Here is a 26549-nt window from a genome sequence, read left to right on the forward strand (position 1 = left end):
GGGTAAAGTTCGTAATCAAGTAGTTCTAAGTCGAGCTCGGAAGGCAAAAGGAAGGCAGAGTCCATTCTTCAAAATTACAACCCAAACCTCGACTTTCACCAAATGTGACGATGAACCAGTTTCAATGCGTTATGGTTTGGTGGCACATCACCCGCACCCAATACTGTAACAGTGGACTACGAAAACTTCGATCCGTTTGTGAGTTATCGCCTCGGAAACGCCACCCAATCATGGACAGTCGAATATTATGATGCTGACGGCAACTTAGCCACTGCCGATGGCAGTCCGGGCGAAGCCTATCCTATAATTGCCAAAATTAATAGCCCAACTGTAGTATTCGGAGATGTAAACATTAGCAACAGTTAAATAGACAGGGGACTGGTAAGTCCCTTTTTTATTTACTAATGATGCCTATAACAGGTGATCTGAACAAAATTAAGAAATGCGGACGACATATAAAGATATAGGAGATTTGCCCTCAGTGGCTATCCCGATACCGGTAATTTATTTCAGGGGCTTCCCGCACCGCTTCCTTCGTCGTTCCTATCGTCACTCCTCAGTCAGCCGAGCGGTCGGGCTACTACGGGGTTCCGTGCTACACTATGCAAGCGCCGTTTCGCACCAAGCCCTCCGTATCCCTAAGCCAAAAGTGGTCACGGGAGTGAAAAAATACCCCCGTGGAAGTGCGTTTATGGTGATTTGGCCAACTCGCAATCCATTTTGCAAAGACCCTCTCCCGTTGGTCAGCGTCTTTGCAAACCCTCGCAGGCCGCTCCATGCCCTCCCGTCCCGTTCGGTCAAAAAGCCGCCTGCCTTTCCAACTCACCCCAACGCCCTAATTCGTAACTTGTGAGTAATATCCGTTATCCAATAGAATAGCATGGTCAGAATATAACGAGCAAAATGGCCAACACGCCATCACCATTCCAGCCGTGGCTCCGTTCGCTCCTCCGTCGCTCAGTCACCACCGCTTCCATTCGCACAGCGGCAGGGGCCAGCCGCACTATCTACACTTCCCCCAGCCACTTTTTTCCCTGCGCACACCGCACTAAATCGGATTTTCTGCGTTAGTGTCCGCCCGTGACGTCGGAGCGGCTTGACTAAGGTGTGCCGCCCCGCGCATCACTCAAGTTATTCAAAAAACCGCAAAATGGTATCGCTTTGTTACACATAATGAAAAATAATAGTATCGCTTTGTTACAAAAATGATACCTGACGACTATCTTTGTAAGAAAAAGAGCATAAATGATTTACCGAAAAGCACTGGAAGAACTTAAAAAATGGCGCACAAGCAATAGACGTAAACCGCTGATTGTCAGAGGAGCGAGACAAGTGGGCAAAACCACTGTCGTGACGGAATTTTCCAAAGAATTCAAGCAGTTTATTTCTTTGAACTTGGAAAAACCCACAGATGCGCAAATTTTTCGCGGGTTTCGTTCCATGAACTACCTCATCGAAGAGCTATTTTTTAGAACTAATCAAAGTATTCACGAACAGGATACCCTCATTTTTATTGATGAAATTCAACAAGTCCCAGAAGCAATCAACTTGCTTAGGTATTTTTATGAAGAATATCCACAGTATGCCGTCATCGCTGCAGGCTCATTGCTTGAAACCATTTTGGCTGAAAAAGTGACCATCCCCGTTGGACGGGTCTCCTACATGGTCATTCGCCCCATTTCATTTGAAGAGTTTCTGATTGCTAAAGGTAATGAGCAAGCAGTTGCTCAGTTCAACAAAATTCCACAAGACGACTTTGCATTTGAGTCATTACTCGAAACTTTTCATGAATATGCTCGGATAGGTGGTATGCCCGAAGTAGTTGATCATTATTTGAATCAAAGCGATTTGGTTCAACTCAACCCTATCTATGAAGAAATCCTAAACTCATACATGGACGATGTGGACAAATATGCTAAAAACCAGACCATGACCCAAGTACTTAGGCACATCATTAGAAATTTGGGAGGCGAAGCGGGGAGTAGAATCAAATTTCAAAATTTTGGTCACTCCAACTACCGAAGCAGAGAGGTGGGTGAAGCATTCCTGATGTTGGAAAAGGCATTTTTGGTATCATTGATTTATCCTACTATCTCGTCAGAAATCCCTATTTTTAATGACAGAAAAAAATCACCACGACTTCAAATGTTGGATACAGGACTCCTGAATTATAGTGCCAAAATCCAAAACGATTATTTCCGAATCAATGATTTAAGCGAAGTGTATAAGGGGAAAGTCATTGAGCATCTTGTAGGACAGGAAATTTTATCCTCTAAGTACAATGTGATGAGTGAGTTGAATTTCTGGACACGTGAGAAAAAAGACGCCGAAGCTGAGATTGATTACATTATTCTGAAAAATAACTATGTCATACCTATTGAAATCAAAGCAGGTGCAACAGGCAGACTGAGGTCATTGCTCAATTTCATGGACGAAGTAAAACACCCTTGGGCAATTCGGCTGTATGCCGGTAGAATTACTGTCAACGAACTCAAAACCCCCAAAGGAAAGACTTTTTATTTACTGAACTTACCCTATTATTTGGCGAGTAAATTAGAAGAATACATAGAGTGGTTGATGTCTATTCGACCTGAATAAAAACCCATCATTCCAACCCGCACAACTACACGTTAAAACCACGAGCAAAATCCCTGCGCACCAACCATCGTTACAGCCAACGGTGCGGCGATCCGCCCTTCGTTCGCTCCTTCGTCGCTCAGTCGGCCGCACCGGCGTACCGAACGCTTCCATTCGCACAGCGGCAGGGGCCAGCCACACTATCTCCACTTCCCCCAGCCACTTTTTCCCCTGCGCCCACCGCACTAAATCGGATTTCCTGCGTTAGTGTCCGCCCGTCACGTCGGAGCGGCCTGACTAAGGTGTGCCGCCCCGCGCATCACCCAAGTTAGCCGGCGTTTTTGCAGGCTGACAAGGCTATAATAAACTCCCTACGGTCGGCCTTGCATCCTACAAAAACGTCGGCTGTATATCCTCTGGGTTGGGTTGCTGCGGGGCAGGGCGGCACGGGTTGCGGGCGTTAGTTGATTGGGGGTTGGGATTATTTAGGGCTATATAGGGGAGTGTACCCTTCTTTTTTTGGAGCGGGTGGTGTGCCACTCCGGCGCGGGTAGGGGGCTAAAAAAGGCTTACCTGCTTCGGGTCATTTACTTTTACCACTCTCACGGGCTTGCCCACCTGTTGCGCCATGCGTATAGTTGTGGCCGTTCCCTTACTGCTACCGTCCCAGACCGCCACCAATTGTTCACAGGCTTCGACGATTTGTTTGTTGCGCAGCGGCCCCGCCTTTGTCCCGTACTTTTTCCAGTTGGCAGAAAAAATGATCAGGGGTAATTTATGTTTTTTGGCGAATTCTTCGGCCAGCCTATCCACTCCCATAGCCCCGCCGCTGATAACTTCCGTTACTCTTAGTCCTTCGAGGGCTTGTTTGAGGTCGTAGTCAGTGATGTTTCGGCTGCCTATAATTGCGATTTTCATTCGGATTTTACTTGATTTCTTTACTTAAAGTTAATTAAAATAATTGTCTTTTTCAAATACAAAAGGCTATTTTTATTGAAAATATTTGTATTTTTCCTTGATTTAGATTTGGCGGTTATTGAAAAATTCGCTATATTTATAGTATCAAATCAGCCGGTAAGAGGCAGTTTTTGAGAACTAATTCATATAAATTTAAAACGTTACACTTTTATGTCTTTTTCTCCTTCTTTCTTCCTCCGTTCCAACAATGGAACGGGGGAGGTTTACCTCAGTGTGCAAGGCAACACCGTGACCGAAATCTGCCTTTTTGCCTCCAAAATCTGTATGGAGCAATACCCCCTCGACATCCGCTGGCTGGCCATCAAATCAGGTATTTGGACCGTTAAGGAAGTAACTGCCGAACAGTTCGAGCAGGCCAAACTGACCTTTTCGCAGAAAGCAGGTTTGCAAACACCCCCTGCCCCCGTACCTGCTACTCCTGCTGCGGTTGACGATATACCTGCGTTTCTGACTACTCCTACTCCCAATGGCTCAATTCAGAAAAATGTCGTGGTAGCCCAAGCCCTCAACGGTATCGCAAACGGCGAGCCCTTTTGATTCATTCGTAGTTCTATTTTTCATTTTCTCTTTTGTTTCACTTCCCTTGCTCATTTCGGGCAAGGGGCTAACCTCCTTGTTTTCTTATGTCAAACAAATCAATTACCCCTGCTCCAGCAGGTACTTCTGAGGCAATATCTTTCGTCTCTGCCGTCGTTTTGCCGCGTCCTGCCTATTTGGCGGAAAAAATCAACCCCGAAACGGGTGAAATTACCCTCGAACCTAAGTACAAATACATCGTCGGTGCGCCCAAACAGTACCGCTTCAATGGCCAAAACGGACAATTCAACATGAACGGCGAACAAATTCTTTTAGACAGCAAGAACAAGCCCATCAGCGAGTTCAGTTTGCAACCCATCGCCTGGCGCATTTTTGAAGAAAACCTCTTTGCCAGAGGTCGAAAAGAAACCTGGGCAGAGGTATTTTTTATTGATGACCGCAACCGGGCCGCAGGTATTATGTTCAACGGCAGCACTCTGGAAGAACTGCGGCGATTGTCCGAAGACCTGTGTTATGATGATATTCAATTGTCTGATATTATCCTGACGGTCAAAGCTGAGAAAAAGGAGCGGGAGAAAAACGGGGAAAAGCAAACGTGGTACATCGGACGGTTTTCCTACCAATCGGCCGAGCCTGACAAAGTAAAGGAGTTAAGAGAATTTGCGCAGGATTTTCCCATTTATCGCCGCGATACCCTGACAGCCACAGCGGTTTATTTGGTCAAATCGGATACCTTTTATCTGCCTTGGGAAGAGTCGGCACTCCAACTTTCCGAAGGCGAAGCGCCACTCGCGGTCTAATTTGAGATAATCAAAAAAAATAGAGGCAGGTCAAGCGACCCGCCTCTATCGAATAAAATTCATATAAATTTAAGGAACAAAGCTATGCAAAATTTCGCAGAAAACCAAACAGAAAACCCCCTCTCGTGGGACATTGTTGAGAAACCCATTTTTTCCAATAATCAGCCCGTACACGGCTACAAAGCCCTTTTTCGGAGTGATAACGGCGGTTTGCTCAATGTCACCAAATCCAGTTACACCCCCACTAAAAATGAACGATTTTTGGAAGTTGTAGACCACATGAGTACCATTACTGGATTCCCCGTTAAATGCCACGACGAATTTGAAGGAGGAAAAAAAGTATTGGCGTTTTTGGAGTGTAACGAACCGATAAAAGTACAGGGTTACGATTTCCAAGACTTTATGCTCATTGGTAACAGTCACGACAGCAGCACGGGCTTTTTTATTGGTAATTCCAATAAAATGATTCGCTGCAGTAATCGCTTTAGTAAGATGTTCCGACAGTTGCAGGTCAGTCATACAAAAAACCACGACAGTAAGATTGACCAGTTATTGCGCTACTTTGAAACATATCAAAAAGAGCGTAAATCCCTTTTCAATCAGATGCAGCGCATGTCAGAAATAAAGATTGATGCGAGTTTGTCAGAGGCACTGGTACAGCGATTGGCACGTATGAGCGAGGAAGAGCGTTTGGGAACAGCTGAAATGTCCACAAGAAAGCTCAACATTGTCAATGATATGTGGAAGTCAATTGACAAAGAATGTTTGGCTTTAGGGGATAATCTTTTCGGATTGTTCAACGGTATCACCCACTACACGACCCACGTCAAAAAAGCCAAAGAAACTACTTTCGGCAATGCATTAGGTACACTCGCCCGCATCAACCAAGACGCTTTTCAGTTCTGCGGATCGTATCTGTAAACGCCTTAAACCCAAATAGGCGCCAGCCCTTCATTTCCAGCTTTTACATTTGACACATCAGGAATGTCGGAAAAGTTGCGCCAGCAACCCGAAAGGCCGAAGTGTCGAATGTAAAGGCGAGGCCCAGCGGCGGGGACGCCCAAAGAGCGACATTAAACTCCCAAGAACTAAATTTTAAGCCGATATGCCAATCATTACTACCAATTACCGCCAAATCCCCGCCATCTCCAACAGCGACCTAACAGAATTTAAAAACCATCTTTTTGGCCGTTCCAACTTCAAACCCCAAAAAGCCTTCGATTTCGGAACCGCTTTACACGAAATGATTTTAGAACCCAAAAAACGTACTCAAGCCCCAGCACACGTGGATATAGACTTAGTACAACACCTTAGCCAACAAGTCCGAGCTGACAAATTTTGCCAATGGATCCTGCAATTTGCCTCTAAAGAACAAGTTCACTTATTTACCGACTCTAAAACAGAACTCCCTTGCAAAACCAAACTCGACCTCAACTTTCAAAACCGCTTGATTGTGGACTTAAAAACCACCAGTCAAACCAGTTACGAGCGATTTATGAAATCATGTCTGGATTACGACTATGACCGACAGGCAGCTTTTTATTTGGATTCAGTAAAAGCCAAACGGTTTATATTCATCGGCATTGCAAAAAAAGCACCGCATGGGTTGTACTTCTTTGAGGCTGACCATGATTTTATTGCCGCAGGTCGCAAGAAATACCAAGCCCTGCTTCGCAAATGGAGAGAATACGATTACGTTCCTATCTCTTGGGGTTTACCAATGGCTGCCTAACAAACGATGTACGAGACCTACCTACGCCAGTTATTCCGTTTACGGACGGAATACTGGCAAACTGAAAGCCCCTCTTTACGAAACTTGAAAATGACTCGAATGGTACTTTTTGCCAACGCTTGTGGCAAAGACCTAATTGAGTTTCTGTTAGAAGAAGCACCTGAAAAAAGCAACTCAAAAGTAAAAAACGAACTAAAAGCGACCGTAAAAGCAGAAACGAAAGCAAAAGCAGCGGTGCTTTTGCAAAGTCCACGCGTAAAAGCGACCATAAATGCGAAAAAATCAAAATCGTATGAATGCCCTTACTGTGATTTTACGACAGATTCTCCCAAGGCTCTAAGCGGACACATGAAACGGCATAGTACTAAATACCAACCCATCAATGCCTGAGTGCAACCGGCGCGATGGAGCCGCTTCACCAATTCCTCACTCCGTTTGTCAGTTGGTTCAGCCGCCCCATCGCTCCCGCACAGGCACACTGCCGCTGAACACTGCCCAACGCACATTCTACCTTTCAGCGTCAGAGAGCCTGTTTTGCCAGCCGCACATTTTTTAGATAAAAATCAATGGTTAATTATTTGGACATTAATTCTATCAAAAAGCTGCCTCCATTCAAAAGGAAAAGGTTCACTTCGATAAAATGACTGTGCTAAAATCTTCAAAAAGCCATAACCGGTATCGTTCGTCTTGAGAACTACCGGATTTCTATCTTTATTTCTCGTTTTGACCTTAAAATCCTCAAAGCTAACCGGTAATAAAATTGAAGTTTCGGCGTAGTACTCATGATCCAATGACTTAGAAAACAAACTTATTTCTAATTGTTCTAAGTCGGCTAAAGGATACAGTACTTGAAGGTTTACTAAATCTTTGAATACTTCTCGACAATGTACATATAACCACTCCAGATTAAAAATGGCTGTCAATTCAAGTAATACATTGATGAGTAGAGATGACCCATCAGAGTAATCAGATGGTCGTTCTCCGTTGATTTCCAGATTAATTAACGGCTCAATTTCAGTGCCGAGCAATGGGAGAACATTTTTTGTTTTATGCCTAATACAAATTTGATCTAAACATTTAACTAAATAGCGCATTAGAAACTGTCCATCATAGTCTGATATTTCCTGACATGCAGAAAAAAAAGAAAAAAGATGAACAATCGGAATAAGCTGATTATCCATAATAGGACAGGTAAGCGCCTCCCAATTGTTTTCAACCAATAACTTTATTTCTTCTTTTTGCCTGTTTTCATAGACTCTAAGTTCATTTAAATCATGTAAAGATGCATTTGACATTGAAAAGAAATAAATCAAATCATCAAGATACTGAAAAGCCCTAAGCCGATACCCAATCGGTTCAAAGGAAAAGCCAACAGTTGTAAAAAGTCCTTTCGAGGTACGTGCGACAGGTAATGTTTTCTGAAAATATTCATTAAGAAAACGTAATTGATTGTCCAATAATTTGTTAAAAGCTTCAAGGTACTTTTTCTTTTTTTGAGCTTTTTCTGACAGTATAAAAGACCAGGTTTGAAGAACTAAGAGGTAAATAGCGTATTTTGCAGGATGTAAATTATTGGTTTCTTTGCTATAGTGCCATATTAACACCGCTAATAAATTCGACGTTGCCAGTAGCTTAACCAATTCCCTTTGGTTAGGTTTTTGCTTATATCGATTAATAACCCTATGAATCAAAATATGCAGATCATTAAACTCATATTCCGGCTCTGTTAAAAAAATGAGTGTTCTCTTAAGCAGCTTTATATTGTCTTGGTCCGTCAGCAGATATTCGCCAAAAAGATATTGGCCAAACAGGTCGGTTAAGCGATAAATATCCCAACGCTCAAATTCTTCTTCACCGAAATTTTGCTCTATGAAACCATTAAATGTTTTTTCAATGTTTGTTTTAATAATTCCATTATGAACGAGAACCACCTTTTTAGGTAGCTGATTAAAATTGGGAATCCCATTATAGGTAAAATCGGCGTCTTTGGCTTCGATTAAAGAATCTCTAATGCCATCGGGCTTCATATAGGTTCGTTGGTCAATGTCACGGTCATCATAGCCTTTGAGCTCAAAAAACCATCTATGAGTAATGCCTTTTTCGTCATTTTTAACTGCCACAATATCTTTACCATACTGAGATTGGCCCCGTGAACCTTTTGTAGTTCTTACAATCTTGAACCCCATTGCTTCCAGTAGAAAAACAAAAATGTAATCCAGTTCAGCATCTTCCTTAAGGCTTTCCAGATATTCCCTTACAAATACTTTTTCAACCATTTTTGGCATTCGTTTTCATTTTCCCAATTTGTTGTAAAATACATATATAATTGAATCTGATCTGTTTCAGGAGCTTGGTATAAACTCGCAGGAACTGTCACAGAATGTTGATAACGGTTCAATAGACTGATATCTTCTTGTCCTTCTATTGTCCAGCCGCTTCCTTTTACAATAGCTACATGCTGCGCTAAAGCAAAAATCGCCGACTCTTCTTCCATAGATTTCTGAAGTAAATCACTCATTCGTTTTTGGTACTTAATTTGATGAATATTGAACCATTTAGCCTGAGTATATAAAGGCGACAATTCCTTCAAAGAAAATTTCTTTTCCTGTGTTTCTTTGAAGAATAGTTCCTGCTGTTCCAATATGCTGATCAGTTGTTTTTGCCAATCTTCATCTCCATTTAGCTCTTCTTTAATAATTTCAAGCAATCCGGCATGGCTATCAAAGGACTGCTGTATAAACTTCAAAAGTAATCTTAGGGTATTTCCATGTTTACTTTTAAACAGAGGCATAACTAACCTAAAACGTTCAATAAATTGCACCTGATAAAATTTTTGAATAGAAAGAATCAAAATCAGTTCTTGGGTAGACGACAATTCCCCTCCTTCCTCATATAACTGTAAATGTGGAAATACCTCCAAAGCTTTGTTTAAAATAATATTCCCCAAATACCGTATCTTACCGCTCATTTCTGTCAGGCATTCAACAATAAACTTTTCGACAAGTTTCCTGTCATTAGAAATGTGGGTATCTAATGACTGTTCGAAGCACTTATCATTGAAAAAAGGATCAATTGTAACCGCAAACTTTTTTAAAAATGCCCAGTAATAATGACTGTTGTCAAACTGAGAAGCTAATACTTTGTCAAAGAAATTAGCCTCATGCAAAATGCGCTGATAGTATTCTTTACGGTGGTGCGGGTTTTCTAAAATACAAACCAGACATTGGTGTTTTAGCTCACTTTGGTTGTCCAAAAAATAAAGTTGTTCCAATAAAGCATCCAAAACTATCGGATTTAGATTCTCAGCCAGTTTTAGTAAGCCTGCTTCGCAACGCTTAAAAGTGTTGGTATATTCAGGGAAGTTAGAAATAAAATTGGCATATAGCTGAGCCATTTGACGCTCACATTCTACCTGATTCGCAGTGACCGACTCCAAAAAATCAACAACTGACAGAATAAAATCTTCGTCTTGGTTTTTAGTACAGGAAAGAGCATAAACTACCTCCGGCATATATCTTTCAAACAATAATTTTATCCATTCAAAATGGTCTTGGGCCGAAGTGCTGCATATTCCGCATAATAAACATCTGATCAATTCATTTTGATCTTCCCCTTCTGTTTTAGTAAGGTAATCAATAAAAGATTGTGCTTTCGCGGGATAGTTGCCGGCTTGTTCCGCTATGCCCTGCCACCAAAACCGTTGCTTCATATCTGATATGTAGGGAGCAAGCAGAGCTTCTCTTTCCTCATTTTTCAAAGGAAGTTCAAAGAAAATCTTAGTTAGTCCTTCAGTAAAGGCTTTTTGCGTTTCATCTTGCCCGAACCTTTCCAACACATGATGAAAATCGGTTAATTGTTTAAGCCTTTCTTCCTTTAGGATGTATGGTATAAGTTCTTTACCAAGAAAATAAGAGATTTGACCTCTTTTGAAGAATTGTTCAATGGATTCTATAAATTCATAAACAGTCACCCAGTCAGATGTCCATTGGGGAGATAGTTTTTGCGCTAATTGCTCCGATAAGGCAGAGAGTAAGTTTGGCGAAGGCAGGATCCTTGCATGCCAAACTCCGGCAATACTCATATCCTGCGTAGTTTCAGCTAACAGTTCGAGGTTATTACCATAGTAATTAACGGGAAGCCTATCCGTCTTCTCCAATACTATAATTTCGGCAAGTTGTTGGTAGATGGTCATTGTGCTGTGATTCATGGTGAGCAAGCCCCGTTTCCCATAAAAGATTATTTCCGGTTAGCAAGTGTAAATAATGCTGATATAGCAGTGATACCCATTTTTGGGTAACGACACTAACTATTTATTAGCTATATCAAACCCATTTTATCTTACTTTCCTGAATCCAAAAATGACTTTTACACCCTACTTTTCTCCAAACTGAAGGATAAACAGTAATAGATTTTGATTTATTCAGTTTAATAGACCATTGCGGGCGACTTTCTCTTAGCAAATTTAACTGAATCAATTCTCCACACCCACAAGGACACTCAAAAGCTAACAGCCATGGAAGATTTTTGAGCCCGACAATATAAAAAGTATGAGCTTTGGTTTTCTCCGGAAGGTCATCACAGTAAACAACCTGTGATGACCTCTTTAAAAACGTATCCCAGATGGTTTTGAAAAAAGACCAAATCTTTTTCATTGATTAGTAGCTGATAATTCAGGCAAGTTCAAAAATACGCTTGTTGAAGAACCTTTCCCCACGTCTTTGCCCAGGAAATGATCTACTTTAAAATCAGTCTCGGGAAAGTTTTGTAAATACATTTCCGAGAGATTCATCATAACTTGAGCATAGTGCTTAGGAGTGTCCCCACGATAAGGATGAAGACGGTTCAAAAGCTCATTCACCGCTAAACTTGCATATCCCATATTTACGCTGATTACTGCCGGCCTATTAACGGCCACATCCTTAAAATAGGCGTGTTTGACCAGTTCCGAAAATTCTAAAGGATTCTTTCGGTATGCCCCTGCTGATTTTAAATCTTCAAGATCATATAGGCCGCGACTCAAAAGTGAAGATTTTCCCGGTTGAAGATAATTAACCGATCCAATGATTGAACTTATGTTGCCTTTGCCATCAGAAACCAATCGGACACCCACATCAATATAAGGTAGCAGAAAAAAGGTTGCAAGTTGATTAAGAACATGACGACCATCCACACTGTCCATACACCCGAACACAACATCACAGCCTGCTAATTTTAACAGTGTTTCATTACTGTCGTACAAATTGTAGGGGTATGGTTCTATGCTTGTGCCTAAACCCATTTCGTCAATTGCTTGTGCCAAGACATCTACTTTTAAACGATTATTTTGGGCGTCAGATGAAGTGGCATTTATAATCCGGTTGAGGTTTTTGAATTCAACGGTATCATTATCCACCAAGATTAACTTTTTAATCCCGTACCGGGCTAATTGTTCGACTACAATGCTTCCTGTACCTGAACAGCCTACAACGCCAATCGTTAAATTACGCAATATATTATACGTCCCTTCTCCAAAAGCCTGGGCCGTTCTTTTACCAAAATCATCTATTAAAATAGGGTCAATAGATGGCTCCCAAATGGAAATGACATCTCCTGCAATGACAACTTTATCTACCATTTGAAAAGAATGATCGGCAAAGAATGCTCGACTTATAATTTTCCCATCAGGAAGCATAATAGCACTCAGGTGAGGTTCATTATCCTCTGTCCAGCCAAATACAGAAGGAAACAAAAGGGCGTCTGATTCATCATCTACTTCAGAAAATCGGTCATAATAACCGTTGGGATGGCTGTGTATCTTCAATATCCCCATTCCATATTTTCCTGCCTTTTCCAGCAAGGGAATAATTCTTTGGGTTTTCCAATGAATAAAGTCTCCGCCTCGTTCACATTCATTATGTGGTATCAATTCAAGTTGGTGGACCATTAATTTGGTTAATTCGCCTGAATTATATCTACCGCATAATGCTACGGCAACAGCCTCCTTCCCGTCGCCGGGAAAGAGGTGTTGTTGTAATTGCTCAAAATGGACTCCCGAAATACTAAGCTGATATCTCATTGATTTTGGGATGTTTTTGAAATTCCTGCGAAAACCAAACACTAACCAGTAACAGGTGTGTTGATAGATTATCTATACCTTCTCGCCATGGGTTTTCACCGGTTCGATGGCGCGACCATCTTTGGAAGTTTTTTCCATCAATCACTTGATTTTCAATGGCTCCGATTGATTGCCCATCTTTACGAATTAATGCAGGAAAAAAGTAGGCCATGTCTAACTGTGTACGCGGGTAACCGCACTCCAGCTTAACCGCAACAGTAGTAGTTGGTACATTATATCCCTCTATAACCGGGAAATCATGAATTAAAATCCATTGACCGTTCGAATCATTGATCGTTTCCCAGCGCAACCCAAGTGTTTCAAGGTATTCTAAATCCTCTTCGGTTAAGGCGAACTGCTTGCGCAGCAGTTCTCCCTCGGTTTGATCTAATGGAACCGTCATGAATTTTTCAATTCCCGGAGCCGTCAGACATACTACTTCATCTAAATCAATCTTTTCCACTTTCCCCTTGTGAAGGCGCTGATTCAATTGAAACCGTTCGGGTGGAGTTTTACCTGCCAATACCAGCAGTTCTTTCCCTGTTATGTGCTCTTTTTGCACAACATATTCAGTTCGGTCAATCTGAATGTGATATTTTTTTGCCTTTGGCGGTTTTTGCCCTTGGCGACCATAATCGTGGACATTTACAAATTCCAACAAATTTTCCATAATAGGATCCATTGTATTAAGTGTTTAAAATCAATTGTTTATACCCCATTCTTTAAGACGCATAGGAGCTAATTCAGCGACCAGGCATTTTTCGGAAGGGTATTGCATTTTACCAAAAACACTTTACCTTTGAATCCGAAATACAAAGCGGAATGCTCCTTGGGTAAACCAGCCCAAGTATTTGTCCCCACAAATCATTCCATAGCCCTTTTGCTGATGCCAACAGCGAAGGGCTTTTTTATTTATTATCGTCTTATACCTCCTTCTTTGTTAGGTTGAACCATTTTTTAGCCGTTTAAACGAATTTTTACCTCTTCCCGTAAACGAATTTCATTAGGAATAAAGTTGTACTTTTCGAGTAGTTGAGTGACTTCATTATAAACCTTTCCCTTTTTTTTAGGGTCCTGAATGGTAATAATTAAAGCAAATTCAAGATTTACTTCTTCACGTTTTTGGTCATAGATCAATTCTGTATTGTCTCTAAATGAGGCTTTTAATTCTAAAAACCAGTTTTTGGGAGCTAACAAAAACTTTTCACGATTTCCATCGGTAAGCTCTTCCAAATTTATTACCCATTTCTTAGTTGGTTGAAATTTTCCATGATTGATTAAGATACGTTCCCGGTTGAACGGATTATCAACCTGCTTTAACTGACGTTGGCTGTACACACTCTGTACGAGTAAGTTTTGATTACCTTCTACTCCAACTGGGTTTTTAATCCCCTTTTTCGATAAATCGCGCTGTTTTTTCTCGTCATAACTTCCAAAAAGCACATCTACATTGGATTGGCAATATTCTGAGCCCTGACCACTGTCTAAAAGGGGAGAGGTAACCAAAGTAATTGAAATTTGTCCGTAGAAATAACCATTGTCAATTAGACTTTCAGGGAAGGGGAAGTCCATTATCTTGATATAGCCGCCTTTTGTGATTACATCTTGAAAAATAAGAGTGATTTCATCCTCATCATTATAGAGCAACCCACCGATGGCAGGCGGCAGGCCGTATCCTGTCTGGTTTATTTTTTCATCGATACTCATTTCCAGTTCAGGATGCTTCGAGTTGTGAATAATGAGCGCTTTGATCAATAACGGATTAAACTCCTCACCAATTTTTGCTGAAACACCGGCAGCTAAGGCTGATACCCTTGGAGTAGCAAAGCTTGTTCCTGCGGCCGTCATAATTTTGCCGTCGGCGCCAATTGTTTTGACGCCATTTACTTTTTCTTTATGGTTTATAAAGCCGGTGTTTCCTCCAAAATGGACAATATCGGGCTTTATGATCCCACCGGGCCCAGGACCGATACGAGTGAAGGGGGATGGATAAAATGCTTCTGCTAAATCGGATTCGGTTTTCGACTGTGCAATAGAACCTACCACCAACGAACGCACACTGTCTGCTGATTTAGAAATTCGGCTTTTGGGTTTTCCAAGTTGGTAGTTTTTACAATTTCCTGCAGATTTGATAATCAAAACGCCATATTCGTCCTGAATACTGTCAAGTGCCTGAGCGAAATCGGAAAAATCATGGATATCCGCCTGTAGGTTTGTTCCCAACGATAAATTCCAAATTTTTACGGTATCATGGTGCTTCCGAATCGCTTCCCGAATGTTTCTGATCAATAATTCCTCGGAAAAACCGGAGGTGGTCGCAGGATAAACTACCGCCTCTAACACTTTGCATCCATTGGTTCCGGTATATTCGGCTTCTTCTAAATAATCCCCAAAAAGCAATACTCCCGTTACCATCGAACCGTGACGGGGATCAATATCTTCATCAGGGAAATTAGTATGTCTTTTAGGGTGTTTCCAAGGCTGTAAATGCTCATGAGACGCAATCCCTGTATCCAAAACTCCTACAACTGTATATTCAGTACCCTCAATCGGTTTAGGAAATTCTACCTCAACTGTGCTTTCAATTTCATCTAAACTTAATGAAAGCATAGGCATTTCAGTAATGGAGTAAAGGCCGTCAAACGAATCAAAATCCTCTAATTGGTCCTTTGTAACCCCACTTACCTCAAATATATTAAGCTCTCTGCTATAGTTGAGACGTCGGCAATTGATGCCGTTATTTTCACAAAAACGTTCGAAACTCCGAATCAGCACCTGATTTTGCTCATATTCATGCAAATGGAAAAGTTTTACCTTTAATAAGGTAGATCCATTTATTTCCTCAACTTCAATAGAGGGTTTAAACAAATCAGGTTCTTCAATAGCTGATAAGGCTGTTGCATATTTGGCAGTGTCCTTCAATCTCTTTTCAATGGCTTCCAAATCTTCCGGACTATCGATTTTTAAAATCAATTCATCTTCTCCTACCAACCCAATAATATTCAACTTCTTTTGCACATTGAATAATTTGGAAATTTCTCTGCGATGATTTTTAGCAGTAGCTTCAGACATTAATTTTACCCGAATAATGGCAGGCTGAAAACCTTCCTGATTGACTTTCTCACGAAGTCGAGAACCCACTTGGCGAAAGACTTGTCTGAATTCATCTGCTCGACCGGTGAGTTCATCTCCTTTTAATACCCATTTGGGCGGTGTCGTTTTACCACCGTGCCCTTCGTTTGATAGTTGGTCATTCTCTCGCTTCCTGACCATTTTGACGGGAAGATTTTTCTTTGCCATTGCTAATTTTCGTGTAATTTGTTTCTTACCTGCCGAATAGAAATATCTAATTTCTCTGCAATCTGAGTTTTGGCTACGCCATTGTCATCAAGATATTTAACCAGTTCATCAACTGAATATTTGCTGTGGTGTTCAAAGTCATATACCTCAATGAGTACTTCCTGGAAGGTGATCAGTTTTTCCTTTTCAATAATTGATTGGGTGATTGCACGATGCAGAATAGCTTTTATATCAGAAGGCGACTTTCCTGACACTAATTCCGCTATCTTATCCAATTTTTTCTTATCATCTAAGAAATCTGTATCAAAGCCTTTCAAAAACAATTTGATAAGGCTGGCAGTATCTTCCTGAGAGGGTATTGCAACTTCAATTACCGTATTGAATCTCCGCCAAATAGCCTTATCAAGCAGTTCGGCATGATTAGTGGCCGCAATCAAAATATTATTTTGTGAGAAAGCGTCAATATTTTGTAATAGACTATTAATCACTCGCTTAAGCTCACCTAATTCAAATTTATCATCCCTTGATTTAGCAATAGCGTCAAATTCATCTAAAAATAAGATGCAGGGTTTGCTATCAGCGTATTCAAATATTTTTCTGATATTCTTTGCCGTATTTCCCAGCAAAGAAGAGACTATAGCATCTAATCTGGCTACAACTAACGGTAAGCCTGTTTGCTCAGAAATATATTTTGCAATACTGGTTTTTCCGACACCGGGAGCACCATATAATAGTAAGGTTGAGGTAGAAATAACACCATGCTTTAAAAGTTCTTGACGATGACTGATTGAGTTAATAAAGGATTCTATTTTGCCTTGCACTATTGATGATAAGACCAAAGGGGTAGGGTTACTCTCCGGAATGTAAACATCCAAAATATTCATTCGGCTATCCTGATCAACGGGTACCTGAGAAATCAATTCATCAAGTGTGATCGAGTTGGTCATTTTTTGGTTCAGGAGGTTCAAAATAAGGGCCGCCATTTTTTCGTCACCTTCTTCCTTAAACTTATCAGCAAGGAGCTTGGAATAACTGTGAACCTTTTTAAGGTCTTTTTTGAGACCTCCCTCTATTATCTTAATGATTTCGCTGTACATAGGCTTCAGTTTTAGTGTTTGCTGTTACAAAGCAAATGGATTCTGTAGCAAAAAACAAATTTTCGTAACAAAAATTTACAATTTCGTTATTTATTTGTAAAAATTCGTTCAGATTTAGAGATTAACGTAACAAAATTGTGCACCTTTGTAACGATGCTATTTTATTTGATTCAACAAAAACCCATATTGTATGATAATTTCTTTAGCTTTTTGGCAAGCTAACTATCCTTTTTATCGGTGGCTTGGCTGATTTCAATGAGTTGGCTACTGTTCAGCCTCCAAGCGGCCTTTGTACCTCCAAAGACACCATTTCAGTAGGAATAAATAAATCTTCTCTAAAATTTACCGTTAGAATAAATCATTCTTCGAGGCTTGGTCAAACTCTACATATTCGACCTCAATTATTCTGTTTTCTATCATTTTTGAGTAAAATATCAAAGTGCAATGGCATAAGTTCCATTTGAATAATACGGTAAGGGAAGGGATAACCGAAATACCATAACCCATTCGGCTACGTTTTACAAACATTTCCCAATGAGGTGAAGAAAACAATAATTTGGGTAAGTTTGTCGGAAGAGGAGACATCACATAGACCTGACTTGTGCGTAACTGAATAACTTGCTCTCTAAAACACGTTCAAACCACTCTATCTAAGCAAAAACAACCAAAATACAATGAAAAGCCCGTTCACCGATGAAGAAATGAGCCTTCAGACGGAAATTAGAATCCTCACGTTCCGTAAGGAAAATTTCGAGGTCGAGTATCATTTTTTTTTATGCGAAGACACCCAAGAACAATTTACAACTACCGAATTAGATGAAGTGAATATTAGCCAATGTTACAATCAATACCGAGAAAAATACACAATCCCGTTTCCTAATCAAATCACTAAGATTCGAGAAAAGTATGGCATCAACGCCGCTAAGATGTCAGAAATTTTGGGAATGGAAGCCAACTGCTATTGCAACTACGAACAAGGCGAAGTTCCAAGTGTAACTAACGGACGTTTGATATTGGTAGCTGGTGACCCAAAGGAATTTCAACGCTTTTTAGAAGCCAGCCGAGGAGTACTGGCAGACAAAGACTATGAAAAAATTCGTCGAAAAGTCGCAGTCGCTATTGAGGTTGAGTAAGACGAGCAACTTGTCATAACTGCCTCTATAGCCACTGCTATGTTAACTCGCCATTCAATGAAACCCTTGAACACTAAAAGATGGTTCTGAATAAAGCAAAAGAAGCCACCTCAAAAAGGCAGCTTCTTTTACTTGCATATAACTTGAAAATCAACGTTACTTCTCTGTTTCAATCCGCTTCAAAAATTCCTCCATTTTCTTTTCAGACAGTTTAAGAGCTTTTCGAAGACGCTCTAAATCAGTTACTAACCCTTCTTTTATAAGGTTTTTAACAGTTTCAAAATTGATTTCCTCGACCGTTCTTTCGTAAGCACTCATGACAATTTCTTCGGTTTGCGGTGAAATTTGACGAAAGATAGCCAAAACTTCTTCTCCTGTCAAATCGTCTTCCATGCGTTCAATAATTGCGTCGGACTTTAGGTTTGTGCAATGTAAATGAGGATTTTTAATCCAATCACTTTACTTCAACACCATAAAATTTGATTTTATTTGGTGTGTTTTGTGAGTTGAATAGCAATAAATTTTATCTTTGTTATAGCTTTTGTGAAGTGATAAGTATCAATAAATTTGATGATTTTAACTCGGTTACTTATTCGGTTACCTGAGTTTTTAATAGCTAATAGAGTCTTGATTGTCAGATAGTTATACAGATAGTTCAAATCCCGCTATCCCGACAACGAAGAGTCTAAATACTCACAAAATCGAACCGTCGAAACGGCCGTTAAATCGCATGATTTAGCGGCTTTTTGTTTGTAATAAGCTCAAAAACGGTTTTTTCATTTTAGCCTAAGTATTTGATATACATATTATAGCCAAGTCTCTGTTAAATATTAGGTTCTCCCTAAAAGCTCTGATATTGTTGTTAATGTCAAATTTTCTTACCCTATTGAGTACATGATTGATAGCAGAAGTAATCATCCTAATTCGATTAGTTTCTTTACACTTGATTTTGTCTTCTCCCCAAGTTACGTCTCTGACATAATTGCGGTCCGCCGCCGCGGTCTGCTTCGACATTCCAATGGCCTCGGGCAGAGGAAAACAATTCAAGCCCTACGTTTTTTTCGAGTACTTTATTAGATACAAAAAAGGCTATTTCGTGACTAAAATGGGCATTTTTAGAACGCCTTACTTTTCTTTCCATCACTAAAAGTGTTTGCATGTTACTCTTATGCCATACAGGGTCTAATGCTTTAAGGTGCATTAGCACGAAATAACCGATTCGATGCTCTTCTCTACCATGAGACTTATTAAGACTTTCTACTTTGTCTGCATAGGGCAAATGTTGGCACAGATGAATACATTCTTTCAACAAATCTGCCTAATTAGCTTTGACTTGAGCCAAATAAATACCCGATTTTTAATGGATGGTTTCCAAGAGAGTAACACTCGTATGCAAAGCATCAAAACTGTAAGAATAATCCAAGTGCTCTTGATTTTGAAAATATTGACTAACCACTTTCTTCTCAGACTCCTTATGACCATTATAAAAACCAATAATATGACTTACTTTATCTTCATAAGATACCATCCTAACGATGTTCTCACCTCGTTTTTGCCCACTCAGGCCGTCTATGTTTCCTTTTACTTCTTTCCTTTCCATTCTCCTGATGATTCCACAAGGCAAACCCCAAAATATACATCATTCATACGATTGTAGGATTCATAATCTACCTCATTGAGAATTCGACGGAATTGAGCGTAGGAAACTACTGACCCAAAGAACTTACTAAAAACTCATGCTCGCGAACCATCTGGCGATGAATCACTGATAAATTTAAAGTTTCTACCGAACGAAATATCGCTAAGAGCATCGTCGTTAAGACCAATGATAATTCATGACGTTTGTACAATAATTTCATTCGTAGTAAGGGTTTGTTTCATCTCTATTTTGTCGTTTGGTCACTGCAAAATTGTGAGACTTACCTTACTATTTTATTGAAAATACATTATCCCGCTTGCAATCAAACACTTACCCTTTTTTGAAAAAACCGTTGTTGCTACAATTGATTCCTGCAATGCTTCGGTTGCTACTTTTAACGACACATTTATAATCGAATCCCTGCCGATTTTTCGTTCAAAATTTTGATAGCCTACAAACGAAAAAATGAGTTTATCTTCGGTGTAAGCTTTGATGGAATAATGACCTTTGGCATCGGTAGTAGTGCCTTTCTTCGTATTTTTGATTAGGATATTTATTCCCGGAAGCGGTGTTTTTGTACCTTTTTCGGTAACGGTTCCAGTGACAGTGACGGGAGTGGATTGAGCGCAGGCATAAAGCGTCAATGCATTAAAAATCAAGCAAAAAAGTTTTGTTTTCATGGTTGTAATCATTTAGTTTCAACCATTGGATGCAAAGGCATTATAGATTCCATAAAATTTTTGAAATTTTTTTGTGGAAAAAATACATTCACTGCATCTATTACCTGAAGAACAACTTAAAACACGCACAATCACTTGTTTCTAAAACTGTTTCGCCGTAAAACGACCCTAACAGATACCGAATATCTTTCGGAATACCGACGTACGGGCGATTTGACCAGTTTGGGAGAGTTGTATGAGCGGCACATGGACATGGTTTTTGCGGTGTGCTTTAAGTATCTGCGCGACGACGAAGAAGCCAAAGATGCGGTCATGCAGGTTTTTGAGCAATTGATTAGCGATTTAAAGACGCATGAAGTCCAAAATTTTAAAAGTTGGCTGCACAGCGTGGCTCGCAATTATTGCCTGATGCAACTTCGTCAAAAACGGGTGACTGTGGGCGATGAAGGTATTTTTGAAAATGAAGCCTACGAAAACTTTGTCGCAGAGCCGCCTGAAAAAGAAGATTGGGAATTGGACAATCAACTTTCTGATTTGGGCGATTGCCTTCAAATACTTGCTCAAGAGCAACGTCGAAGCGTAGAGTTGTTTTATTTTCAACAATTGTGTTATCAACAAATAGCGGAACAAACGGGTTTTGCAATCAATAAAGTCAAGAGTTATCTCCAAAATGGGAAGCGAAATTTGAAACTATGCATGGAGGGTAAACAAAATGGCTAAAAACAAAAAACATACACCCCCTTCTACTGATTTGCTGCGCCGTTATGTGGCGGGGACGTTGTCGCCCATGGAGCAACACCAACTGGAGAAAGCAGCGCTTCAAAATCAGCAGATTGACGATACACTCGAAGGCTTGCAAGCATTGAAAGCCGCAAACCTCGACGAAAATGCGGCATTGGAAGACTTGAATCAGCGACTTCGGCAACGCGTAAGAAAAAGCGAAAGAAAGTTCCTTCCTTATTATTATGCGTCCGCTGCGGCCGTGGTGCTTACAGTCGGTTTGAGTTGGTGGCTGATTCAGAAAGAAGGAGTGCCCGAGGCGGATTCCGTCACTTCTGCGATTGCGGTTGAAAAAGAAAGGCCCGCGCTTAAACCCGAATCAGCTCCCGTGCCCATTGTGAGTCAGCCACCGCGCCTTAATGCGCCAATGACCGCCTCTCGGAAACCTTCATTGAGTAAACCTTCGGCTGCGTCTCAAATTCGTGAAAGTACTGATGCTGAAAAGGTTCAACAAGCCGAACCTCCCGTACCGAACTTGGCTTTGGAAGAAAAGGAAAACGAAATTGTAGTTCCTCCCACTGTTCCCGAAGCAGCCCAAACGCAAGATGCGCAACAATTAGTGGCCGCTAAACCTAAAATGTTCATTCAAAGCAGGGTAGCTGCTCCTGCACCCGTGCAGTCTACGCAGGATTTGGACACGGTACGCCTTGTAAGTACTAAAACTAAACAGGCTACCCAAGTAATAAATGGGGCGGTCGCTGCCTTACCTCAAGGACGGGCCAAAAAAGAGAACGTGTTTGTGTTGAAGGGAAAAGTACTTGATGCCGTTACCAAGGAGCCTTTACCTGGGGTTACGCTTACTCCCCAGGGGCGTTCGCAGGGCGCGACTACCGATGTAGAAGGGAAGTTTGTATTGTCCAATGTGCAAAAAAATGATCAAATCAGCGTCTCCTTTATCGGTTTTCAAACGGTGCAAATGACCGTAAAAGATTCTTTGGTTGCCCCCATTTTATTGCAGCAAGACAATAGGGAATTGAGCGAAGTTGTAATAACGGGTTACGGTAAAAACAAGCCAACAAACCGTGAAGCAATCCCCAAAAATGGCCAAAAATCATACGAAAATTACCTTAAAACTTTGGCAGCGGCGTTTATAGCTCAGAATCCGCAGACACCACAAGGGCGGGTTGTGCTGCAATTTTTGGTAAATCCTTCGGGCGAGTTGAGCGACTTTGAAAATAAGAATAAAGCAAATCTGGTGCTTTTTGAAGAAGCAATGCGTATGGTGAAAAGTGGAGACGCATGGAATCCTCCCTTAAAAAATGGGCAACCGGAAGTAGGGAAAGTTCGTTTAGTGATTCGTTTTGAGTAAAAATCAAAAACTGAAAGTTGAGAAAAGAAAATTGTATTTTCAAAGCTGCATCGCAGCGTAATATTGGTAGAAAAATGCTCACTCGAAACACTGCCAAAAAGGTGCAGCGCACCGCAATAATCTATCGTATACCAATAAATTTACGCTGAAATAAGAAAACCGCCTACTTTAATTGCCCCATTCCACCGTCTATTCCAATTACTTGCCCTGTAATCCAACTTCCCTCGTCTGAAAGAAGAAGTTTTGCCGCGGCGGTAAAATCTTGCGGCGTTCCTACGCGTCCGATGGGATGGCGCTTATTGGACGAGTCCCGTTTTTCTTCGGTAGAGAGTAACATTCCTGCTAAAGGCGTATCAGTCAAGGAAGGAGCAAGGGCATTGCAGCGAATTTTGGCGGCGGCCAATTCGGCGGCCAGCGAACGCGTCAATCCTTCCACCGCCCCTTTGGCTGTGGCAATGGACGCGTGAAAACCCATTCCTGTTTGAACGGCCACCGTGCTGAACAATAGGATGGAAGCACCGTTAGCTTTGCGCAATCGTCCCAAATTGGCCTGAATGGCTGCTACTGCGCCTAACACGTTGATTTCAAAATCATTTCGAAAATCATCCAATGAAAATCGTTGAAACGGTTTCAGATTGATGGTACCGGGCGTATAAACAATTCCGTGTAATGTATCGGGTAACGTATCAAAAATTCCTGTGATTGGTTGGGTTACATCCCACGTAATGTGGTGGCTTTTGATTCCCTGCGGAATTCGACGGGAAGCTGTAAATAAATTAGCTCCTTCTGCTTGAAGTGATTCGGCAATGGCCAGTCCGATACCTGAGCTTGCGCCAATAATTAAAATGTTTTTTTTGTGAAATGACATTAGAAAACTGTGTTTGTTTTTTTTAACTCATTGTATAGATGGATGGTTTTGAGATAACTGAACTTTAGGATGAAATACTTAGAATTTGAGAACGGAGATAAAATGCCTGCCCTTGGCTTGGGTACGTGGAAATCAACAGAAGGGGGAGTGTACGCTGCAGTTCGGTCAGCCCTTGAAATCGGCTATCGGCATTTTGACTGTGCCTTACTCTATGGCAACGAAAAAGAAATTGGACAGGCATTTGCGGATGCGTTGAAAGAGCGAATTGTGAAGAGAGAAGAGCTTTGGATTACGTCCAAACTTTGAAACAACAGCCACGAAAAGCAGTACGTTTTGCCTTCTATCCAAACGAGTTTAGCCGATTTACAATTGGATTATTTGGATTTATACCTGATTCACTGGCCGATAGCGCTGAAACACGGAGTTTCGTTTCCGCAAAAAGGAGAAGAAATGCTTAGCCTGACGGAGGTGCCTCTTTCGGAAACGTGGACCGAAATGATTCATTTAAAAGAAATGGGCTTGGCCCGCCACATCGGCGTTTCCAACTTCAGTACTAAGAAAATAACGGACATTATCGAAAAAACGGGAGTCGTTCCCGAAGTGAATCAGTTGGAACTGCACCTGTTTTTGCAACAGCAGGGAATGCTTGATTTCTGTCAAACCAAAGGAATTTATCTGACCGGCTTTTGTCCGTTGGGGTCGGCAGACAGACCTGCCAACCGTATTGTGGAAGGGGAACCTAAACTTTTGGAAAATCAAACTATTCAGGAACTGGCACTTGCCAAAGAATGCACACCTGCTCAACTCATGTTGGCTTGGGCCGTCAATCGGGGAACTTCCGTTATTCCCAAATCAGTACATGCTCACCGACTGACAGAAAATTTAGCCGCTGCCGATATTGAATTAAGTGCGCAGGAAATGGAAGTTATGCAAGGTTTGGACCTGCATTATCGCTACATCAAAGGAAATTTTTGGTGTTTGCCGGGCAGTGATTATACTTTGGAAAACCTTTGGGACGAATAAAAGATCCTCTTTAAAGCCTATCCATGGACCAAGACTTGGGTAGGCTCTTCTGCTTTCTTCAGGATGTCGAAGCGCACAAAAAGCGCAACCACAACGGTAGAAAGAACAAAATAACTTCCAAGTGCTACCGTAGCCCAAGGCAACGACGCACTGATGCCAAACCAATCGTTTTGGTAAATCAGAAAAAGCCCTAACGCATTTTTAACCCCTTCCCATACCCACGCGTATGGATTGCGGTCCATGAGTTCGGTATAGGCAAAAACAGACAGGAAGATAAAACCTCCGTAGACAAAAATATTGGGAGCGCCGATTTTGCCGATGTTCAAAAAGTAATAATTGATGAGGGCAAACGTGAACAAAAACTGAATCCACGTCCATACCAAAAAAAGAGTAGAGGCTTTGGTGGCGTATTTTTGAAAGTTGTAGGGGTCATCAATTTTATGTAACGGATAGTTGGCCTCTACATCGGCTGGACGCCAACCCGTGGGCATAAACCAAATCCGAGCTTTATCGCGCCAACTATTGGTACGATACGCATCCTGAATGAGCAGCCATAGGTGTTGAAAATTAATTTTGATTGGATTCCACGTTTGTACGGGGCGAGTAATGCCATAGACGGGTGGTACGTCGGGCAGTTCTTCCTGAAAAGTACCGAAGAGTTTGTCCCAAATGATGAAAATCTGCCCGTGGTTTTTGTCCAGGTATTCGGGATTAATGGCATGATGAACGCGGTGGTGCGAAGGCGTCACAATGATGTATTCTAAAATGCCCATTTTACCGATATAAACGGTGTGATACCAGAATTGGGCAAAAAGATGCAAAGGGGCAACGATGGCAATGACCGTGGGTGAAACTCCTAACAGCGCTGCCGGAAGCAGAAAAATGGTGAACAGGCTGACAAACGAAGAAATGCTCTGCCGAAGGGCACAAGCCAAATCAAACTCTTCGCTGCTGTGGTGAATGGCGTGTTTGTTCCAAAAAAAGTTGATTTCATGGCTCATGCGATGTACCCAATAGCCCGAAATATCTAGCGCGATAAAAGCGACGACGTACGTCCAAACGGTAGATTTGATGGTATAAACCGCCCAATGCTCCACCATATAGCCATACGTAAGAATAGAAACACTCAGACCAAGCACGTCTTTAATTGTATTGGTATAGCCCGAACTCATGCTCGAAAGCATGTCCATGGTGCGGAAAGGCTGTTTTTTGACGGCCCAACCGTATAATTTTTCAAGTAGCACTAACCCCAAAAAGATGGGCATCGCAATCAGGAGAATTTTTCCGTAGGTTTCCATTGGGTGATTTCAGCGGGTCTTATGCAAGCATACTATTTTGTAACTACAAATGTAAAAATAATTTGATTTTATCGGTAATTGATTGTGCTATTTATGGATTGATATGTGAGAAGGGGCGTGAAGTCAATAAACAAATGCCGTATTCCGAAACCCTCTTGGTGGATATGGGCAATAACTGTGACATGCAGCCCGATAGAGAAACTTTGAAGGGAATGGCTATTAAGTTTTAGAGTATTAAATTAGCTCAATATAAAGAGTGGGATAATGTATTATTAATCAATGATTTAGAAGGGGTTTGTTTTTCTGAAATCAAGGTCTTCATAGCTATAAGAGTTTGTCGTTAATGATTTGTCTTTTAGGTAGCCCCAAAATGTGTCTTGTCTATTTGGGTTTGTTATATAGTCAAAATAGTTTACGCAATCGTCTGTATTGAACTCGAAAGTAACATCTCCTTTTGCATATAGCTTTAAGCCACAGGCTCCGTATGGAAAATATACGGTTGTGTCAAGCCAATATTCAAAACTATCATTGTCGATATTTTCAATTGTCCATTCACGCTTATATTCAACTGCTTTGCCGTCTTTATCTCGCAGATTCAGATTTGAAGTGCAATTATCCAGCCGTTACTTGTTAGTGACTGCTGATGAAAGAGCCAACTGTTGTGAATAATAAACCATAGTTTTGTGGTGTCGAATCATAAAACA

The 26549-nt window shown here is 41.1% G+C and carries 25 protein-coding genes and 1 pseudogene; 12 read left to right on the forward strand and 14 right to left on the reverse strand.

Going from position 1 to position 26549, the window contains the following annotated elements:
• Positions 1-171 precede the first annotated feature (171 nt).
• From Q0081_RS24030 to Q0081_RS24040, 3 genes are all read left to right on the forward strand, one after another.
• Entirely contained in the window at positions 172-366 is a 195-nt protein-coding gene (locus tag Q0081_RS24030) for a hypothetical protein (protein ID WP_298359792.1), read from the forward strand.
• 76 nt (positions 367-442) lie between these two features.
• Positions 443-853 carry a hypothetical protein gene (locus tag Q0081_RS24035; RefSeq protein WP_298359796.1) on the forward strand — a complete coding sequence of 137 codons (411 nt, stop codon included), beginning with the start codon at positions 443-445 and terminating at the stop codon, positions 851-853.
• A gap of 392 nt (positions 854-1245) precedes the next feature.
• Positions 1246-2598, forward strand: coding sequence for an ATP-binding protein (locus Q0081_RS24040; RefSeq protein ID WP_298359799.1), 1353 nt, complete (start codon positions 1246-1248; stop codon positions 2596-2598).
• Between the two features lie 537 nt (positions 2599-3135).
• Here Q0081_RS24040 and Q0081_RS24045 read toward each other — a convergent pair.
• The gene (locus tag Q0081_RS24045) at positions 3136-3495 is read right to left on the reverse strand and encodes a DUF2493 domain-containing protein (RefSeq protein ID WP_298359802.1); all 360 of its coding nucleotides are present in this window, start codon (positions 3493-3495) and stop codon (positions 3136-3138) included.
• 210 nt (positions 3496-3705) lie between these two features.
• On the opposite strand from Q0081_RS24045, the gene Q0081_RS24050 reads away from it, so the two are divergent.
• From Q0081_RS24050 to Q0081_RS24070, 5 genes are all read left to right on the forward strand, one after another.
• Positions 3706-4092 (forward strand): hypothetical protein, encoded by a 387-nt coding sequence (locus Q0081_RS24050; RefSeq protein ID WP_298359805.1) that lies wholly within the window; start codon positions 3706-3708, stop codon positions 4090-4092.
• Between the two features lie 86 nt (positions 4093-4178).
• Positions 4179-4892 carry a hypothetical protein gene (locus Q0081_RS24055; protein WP_298359807.1) on the forward strand — a complete coding sequence of 238 codons (714 nt, stop codon included), beginning with the start codon at positions 4179-4181 and terminating at the stop codon, positions 4890-4892.
• An 84-nt stretch (positions 4893-4976) separates the two neighbouring features.
• Entirely contained in the window at positions 4977-5813 is an 837-nt protein-coding gene (locus Q0081_RS24060; protein ID WP_298359811.1) for a DUF932 domain-containing protein, read from the forward strand.
• Positions 5814-5997: 184 nt separating this feature from the next.
• Entirely contained in the window at positions 5998-6624 is a 627-nt protein-coding gene (locus Q0081_RS24065) for a PD-(D/E)XK nuclease-like domain-containing protein (protein WP_298359812.1), read from the forward strand.
• Positions 6625-6630: 6 nt separating this feature from the next.
• The gene (locus Q0081_RS24070; RefSeq protein WP_298359814.1) at positions 6631-7014 is read left to right on the forward strand and encodes a C2H2-type zinc finger protein; all 384 of its coding nucleotides are present in this window, start codon (positions 6631-6633) and stop codon (positions 7012-7014) included.
• A gap of 173 nt (positions 7015-7187) precedes the next feature.
• On the opposite strand, the gene Q0081_RS24075 is transcribed toward Q0081_RS24070, so the two are convergent.
• The 7 genes from Q0081_RS24075 to Q0081_RS24105 form a co-directional block, all read right to left on the reverse strand.
• Positions 7188-8900 (reverse strand): hypothetical protein, encoded by a 1713-nt coding sequence (locus tag Q0081_RS24075; protein ID WP_298359816.1) that lies wholly within the window; start codon positions 8898-8900, stop codon positions 7188-7190.
• Positions 8879-10816, reverse strand: a complete 1938-nt coding sequence (locus Q0081_RS24080) for a hypothetical protein (RefSeq protein WP_298359817.1) — start codon at positions 10814-10816, stop codon at positions 8879-8881. The genes Q0081_RS24075 and Q0081_RS24080 overlap by 22 nt, the downstream gene beginning before the upstream one ends.
• 130 nt (positions 10817-10946) lie before the next feature.
• Entirely contained in the window at positions 10947-11276 is a 330-nt protein-coding gene (locus tag Q0081_RS24085; protein ID WP_298359819.1) for a DUF6527 family protein, read from the reverse strand.
• Positions 11273-12679: a ThiF family adenylyltransferase gene (locus Q0081_RS24090; protein WP_298359821.1), complete on the reverse strand. Its 1407-nt coding sequence runs from the start codon at positions 12677-12679 to the stop codon at positions 11273-11275. Before Q0081_RS24090 ends, Q0081_RS24085 begins: the two co-directional genes overlap by 4 nt.
• The gene (locus Q0081_RS24095; RefSeq protein WP_298359823.1) at positions 12663-13400 is read right to left on the reverse strand and encodes a multiubiquitin domain-containing protein; all 738 of its coding nucleotides are present in this window, start codon (positions 13398-13400) and stop codon (positions 12663-12665) included. The genes Q0081_RS24090 and Q0081_RS24095 overlap by 17 nt, the downstream gene beginning before the upstream one ends.
• Positions 13401-13675: 275 nt before the next feature.
• Positions 13676-16018 (reverse strand): S8 family peptidase, encoded by a 2343-nt coding sequence (locus tag Q0081_RS24100; protein WP_298359824.1) that lies wholly within the window; start codon positions 16016-16018, stop codon positions 13676-13678.
• Between the two features lie 2 nt (positions 16019-16020).
• A complete protein-coding gene (locus Q0081_RS24105) occupies positions 16021-17115 on the reverse strand; it encodes an AAA family ATPase (RefSeq protein WP_298359826.1) in 1095 nt (364 codons plus the stop codon).
• A 674-nt stretch (positions 17116-17789) separates the two neighbouring features.
• On the opposite strand from Q0081_RS24105, the gene Q0081_RS24110 reads away from it, so the two are divergent.
• Positions 17790-18248: a hypothetical protein gene (locus tag Q0081_RS24110; RefSeq protein ID WP_298359828.1), complete on the forward strand. Its 459-nt coding sequence runs from the start codon at positions 17790-17792 to the stop codon at positions 18246-18248.
• Positions 18249-18404: 156 nt separating this feature from the next.
• On the opposite strand, the gene Q0081_RS24115 is transcribed toward Q0081_RS24110, so the two are convergent.
• The 4 genes from Q0081_RS24115 to Q0081_RS24130 form a co-directional block, all read right to left on the reverse strand.
• Positions 18405-18641, reverse strand: coding sequence for a hypothetical protein (locus Q0081_RS24115; protein WP_298359830.1), 237 nt, complete (start codon positions 18639-18641; stop codon positions 18405-18407).
• Positions 18642-19185: 544 nt separating this feature from the next.
• The gene (locus tag Q0081_RS24120) at positions 19186-19389 is read right to left on the reverse strand and encodes a hypothetical protein (RefSeq protein ID WP_298359832.1); all 204 of its coding nucleotides are present in this window, start codon (positions 19387-19389) and stop codon (positions 19186-19188) included.
• Positions 19390-19605: 216 nt separating this feature from the next.
• Positions 19606-19848, reverse strand: a complete 243-nt coding sequence (locus tag Q0081_RS24125; protein ID WP_298359834.1) for a hypothetical protein — start codon at positions 19846-19848, stop codon at positions 19606-19608.
• A 332-nt stretch (positions 19849-20180) separates the two neighbouring features.
• Positions 20181-20567: a carboxypeptidase-like regulatory domain-containing protein gene (locus Q0081_RS24130; protein WP_298359836.1), complete on the reverse strand. Its 387-nt coding sequence runs from the start codon at positions 20565-20567 to the stop codon at positions 20181-20183.
• A gap of 135 nt (positions 20568-20702) precedes the next feature.
• Here Q0081_RS24130 and Q0081_RS24135 point away from each other — a divergent pair, with 135 nt between their 5' ends.
• Entirely contained in the window at positions 20703-21287 is a 585-nt protein-coding gene (locus Q0081_RS24135) for an RNA polymerase sigma factor (protein ID WP_298359837.1), read from the forward strand.
• Positions 21280-22656 carry a carboxypeptidase-like regulatory domain-containing protein gene (locus tag Q0081_RS24140; protein ID WP_298359839.1) on the forward strand — a complete coding sequence of 459 codons (1377 nt, stop codon included), beginning with the start codon at positions 21280-21282 and terminating at the stop codon, positions 22654-22656. The genes Q0081_RS24135 and Q0081_RS24140 overlap by 8 nt, the downstream gene beginning before the upstream one ends.
• Before the next feature lie 163 nt (positions 22657-22819).
• Here Q0081_RS24140 and Q0081_RS24145 read toward each other — a convergent pair whose 3' ends face one another.
• The gene (locus Q0081_RS24145) at positions 22820-23524 is read right to left on the reverse strand and encodes an SDR family NAD(P)-dependent oxidoreductase (RefSeq protein ID WP_298359841.1); all 705 of its coding nucleotides are present in this window, start codon (positions 23522-23524) and stop codon (positions 22820-22822) included.
• Between the two features lie 102 nt (positions 23525-23626).
• Between Q0081_RS24145 and Q0081_RS24150 the strand changes: the two are divergent.
• Positions 23627-24547: pseudogene (locus Q0081_RS24150) on the forward strand (aldo/keto reductase).
• Positions 24548-24564: 17 nt separating this feature from the next.
• On the opposite strand, the gene Q0081_RS24155 reads toward Q0081_RS24150, so the two are convergent.
• Positions 24565-25845: a sterol desaturase family protein gene (locus tag Q0081_RS24155; protein WP_298359843.1), complete on the reverse strand. Its 1281-nt coding sequence runs from the start codon at positions 25843-25845 to the stop codon at positions 24565-24567.
• Positions 25846-26549 lie beyond the last annotated feature (704 nt).

The organism is Runella sp. (assembly GCF_027484545.1).
GTDB lineage: Bacteria > Bacteroidota > Bacteroidia > Cytophagales > Spirosomataceae > Runella.

Excerpts from the sequence above, each read along its gene's own strand:
- Q0081_RS24035 (WP_298359796.1), top strand. The coding sequence starts at position 443 with ATGCGGACGACATATAAAGATATAGGAGATTTGCCCTCAGTGGCTATC.
- Q0081_RS24040 (WP_298359799.1), top strand. The coding sequence starts at position 1,246 with ATGATTTACCGAAAAGCACTGGAAGAACTTAAAAAATGGCGCACAAGC.
- Q0081_RS24045 (WP_298359802.1), bottom strand. The coding sequence starts at position 3,495 with ATGAAAATCGCAATTATAGGCAGCCGAAACATCACTGACTACGACCTC.
- Q0081_RS24050 (WP_298359805.1), top strand. The coding sequence starts at position 3,706 with ATGTCTTTTTCTCCTTCTTTCTTCCTCCGTTCCAACAATGGAACGGGG.
- Q0081_RS24055 (WP_298359807.1), top strand. The coding sequence starts at position 4,179 with ATGTCAAACAAATCAATTACCCCTGCTCCAGCAGGTACTTCTGAGGCA.
- Q0081_RS24060 (WP_298359811.1), top strand. The coding sequence starts at position 4,977 with ATGCAAAATTTCGCAGAAAACCAAACAGAAAACCCCCTCTCGTGGGAC.
- Q0081_RS24065 (WP_298359812.1), top strand. The coding sequence starts at position 5,998 with ATGCCAATCATTACTACCAATTACCGCCAAATCCCCGCCATCTCCAAC.
- Q0081_RS24070 (WP_298359814.1), top strand. The coding sequence starts at position 6,631 with ATGTACGAGACCTACCTACGCCAGTTATTCCGTTTACGGACGGAATAC.
- Q0081_RS24075 (WP_298359816.1), bottom strand. The coding sequence starts at position 8,900 with ATGGTTGAAAAAGTATTTGTAAGGGAATATCTGGAAAGCCTTAAGGAA.
- Q0081_RS24080 (WP_298359817.1), bottom strand. The coding sequence starts at position 10,816 with ATGACCATCTACCAACAACTTGCCGAAATTATAGTATTGGAGAAGACG.
- Q0081_RS24085 (WP_298359819.1), bottom strand. The coding sequence starts at position 11,276 with ATGAAAAAGATTTGGTCTTTTTTCAAAACCATCTGGGATACGTTTTTA.
- Q0081_RS24090 (WP_298359821.1), bottom strand. The coding sequence starts at position 12,679 with ATGAGATATCAGCTTAGTATTTCGGGAGTCCATTTTGAGCAATTACAA.
- Q0081_RS24095 (WP_298359823.1), bottom strand. The coding sequence starts at position 13,400 with ATGGATCCTATTATGGAAAATTTGTTGGAATTTGTAAATGTCCACGAT.
- Q0081_RS24100 (WP_298359824.1), bottom strand. The coding sequence starts at position 16,018 with ATGGCAAAGAAAAATCTTCCCGTCAAAATGGTCAGGAAGCGAGAGAAT.
- Q0081_RS24105 (WP_298359826.1), bottom strand. The coding sequence starts at position 17,115 with ATGTACAGCGAAATCATTAAGATAATAGAGGGAGGTCTCAAAAAAGAC.
- Q0081_RS24110 (WP_298359828.1), top strand. The coding sequence starts at position 17,790 with ATGAAAAGCCCGTTCACCGATGAAGAAATGAGCCTTCAGACGGAAATT.
- Q0081_RS24115 (WP_298359830.1), bottom strand. The coding sequence starts at position 18,641 with ATGGAAGACGATTTGACAGGAGAAGAAGTTTTGGCTATCTTTCGTCAA.
- Q0081_RS24120 (WP_298359832.1), bottom strand. The coding sequence starts at position 19,389 with ATGGAAAGAAAAGTAAGGCGTTCTAAAAATGCCCATTTTAGTCACGAA.
- Q0081_RS24125 (WP_298359834.1), bottom strand. The coding sequence starts at position 19,848 with ATGGAAAGGAAAGAAGTAAAAGGAAACATAGACGGCCTGAGTGGGCAA.
- Q0081_RS24130 (WP_298359836.1), bottom strand. The coding sequence starts at position 20,567 with ATGAAAACAAAACTTTTTTGCTTGATTTTTAATGCATTGACGCTTTAT.
- Q0081_RS24140 (WP_298359839.1), top strand. The coding sequence starts at position 21,280 with ATGGCTAAAAACAAAAAACATACACCCCCTTCTACTGATTTGCTGCGC.
- Q0081_RS24145 (WP_298359841.1), bottom strand. The coding sequence starts at position 23,524 with ATGTCATTTCACAAAAAAAACATTTTAATTATTGGCGCAAGCTCAGGT.
- Q0081_RS24155 (WP_298359843.1), bottom strand. The coding sequence starts at position 25,845 with ATGGAAACCTACGGAAAAATTCTCCTGATTGCGATGCCCATCTTTTTG.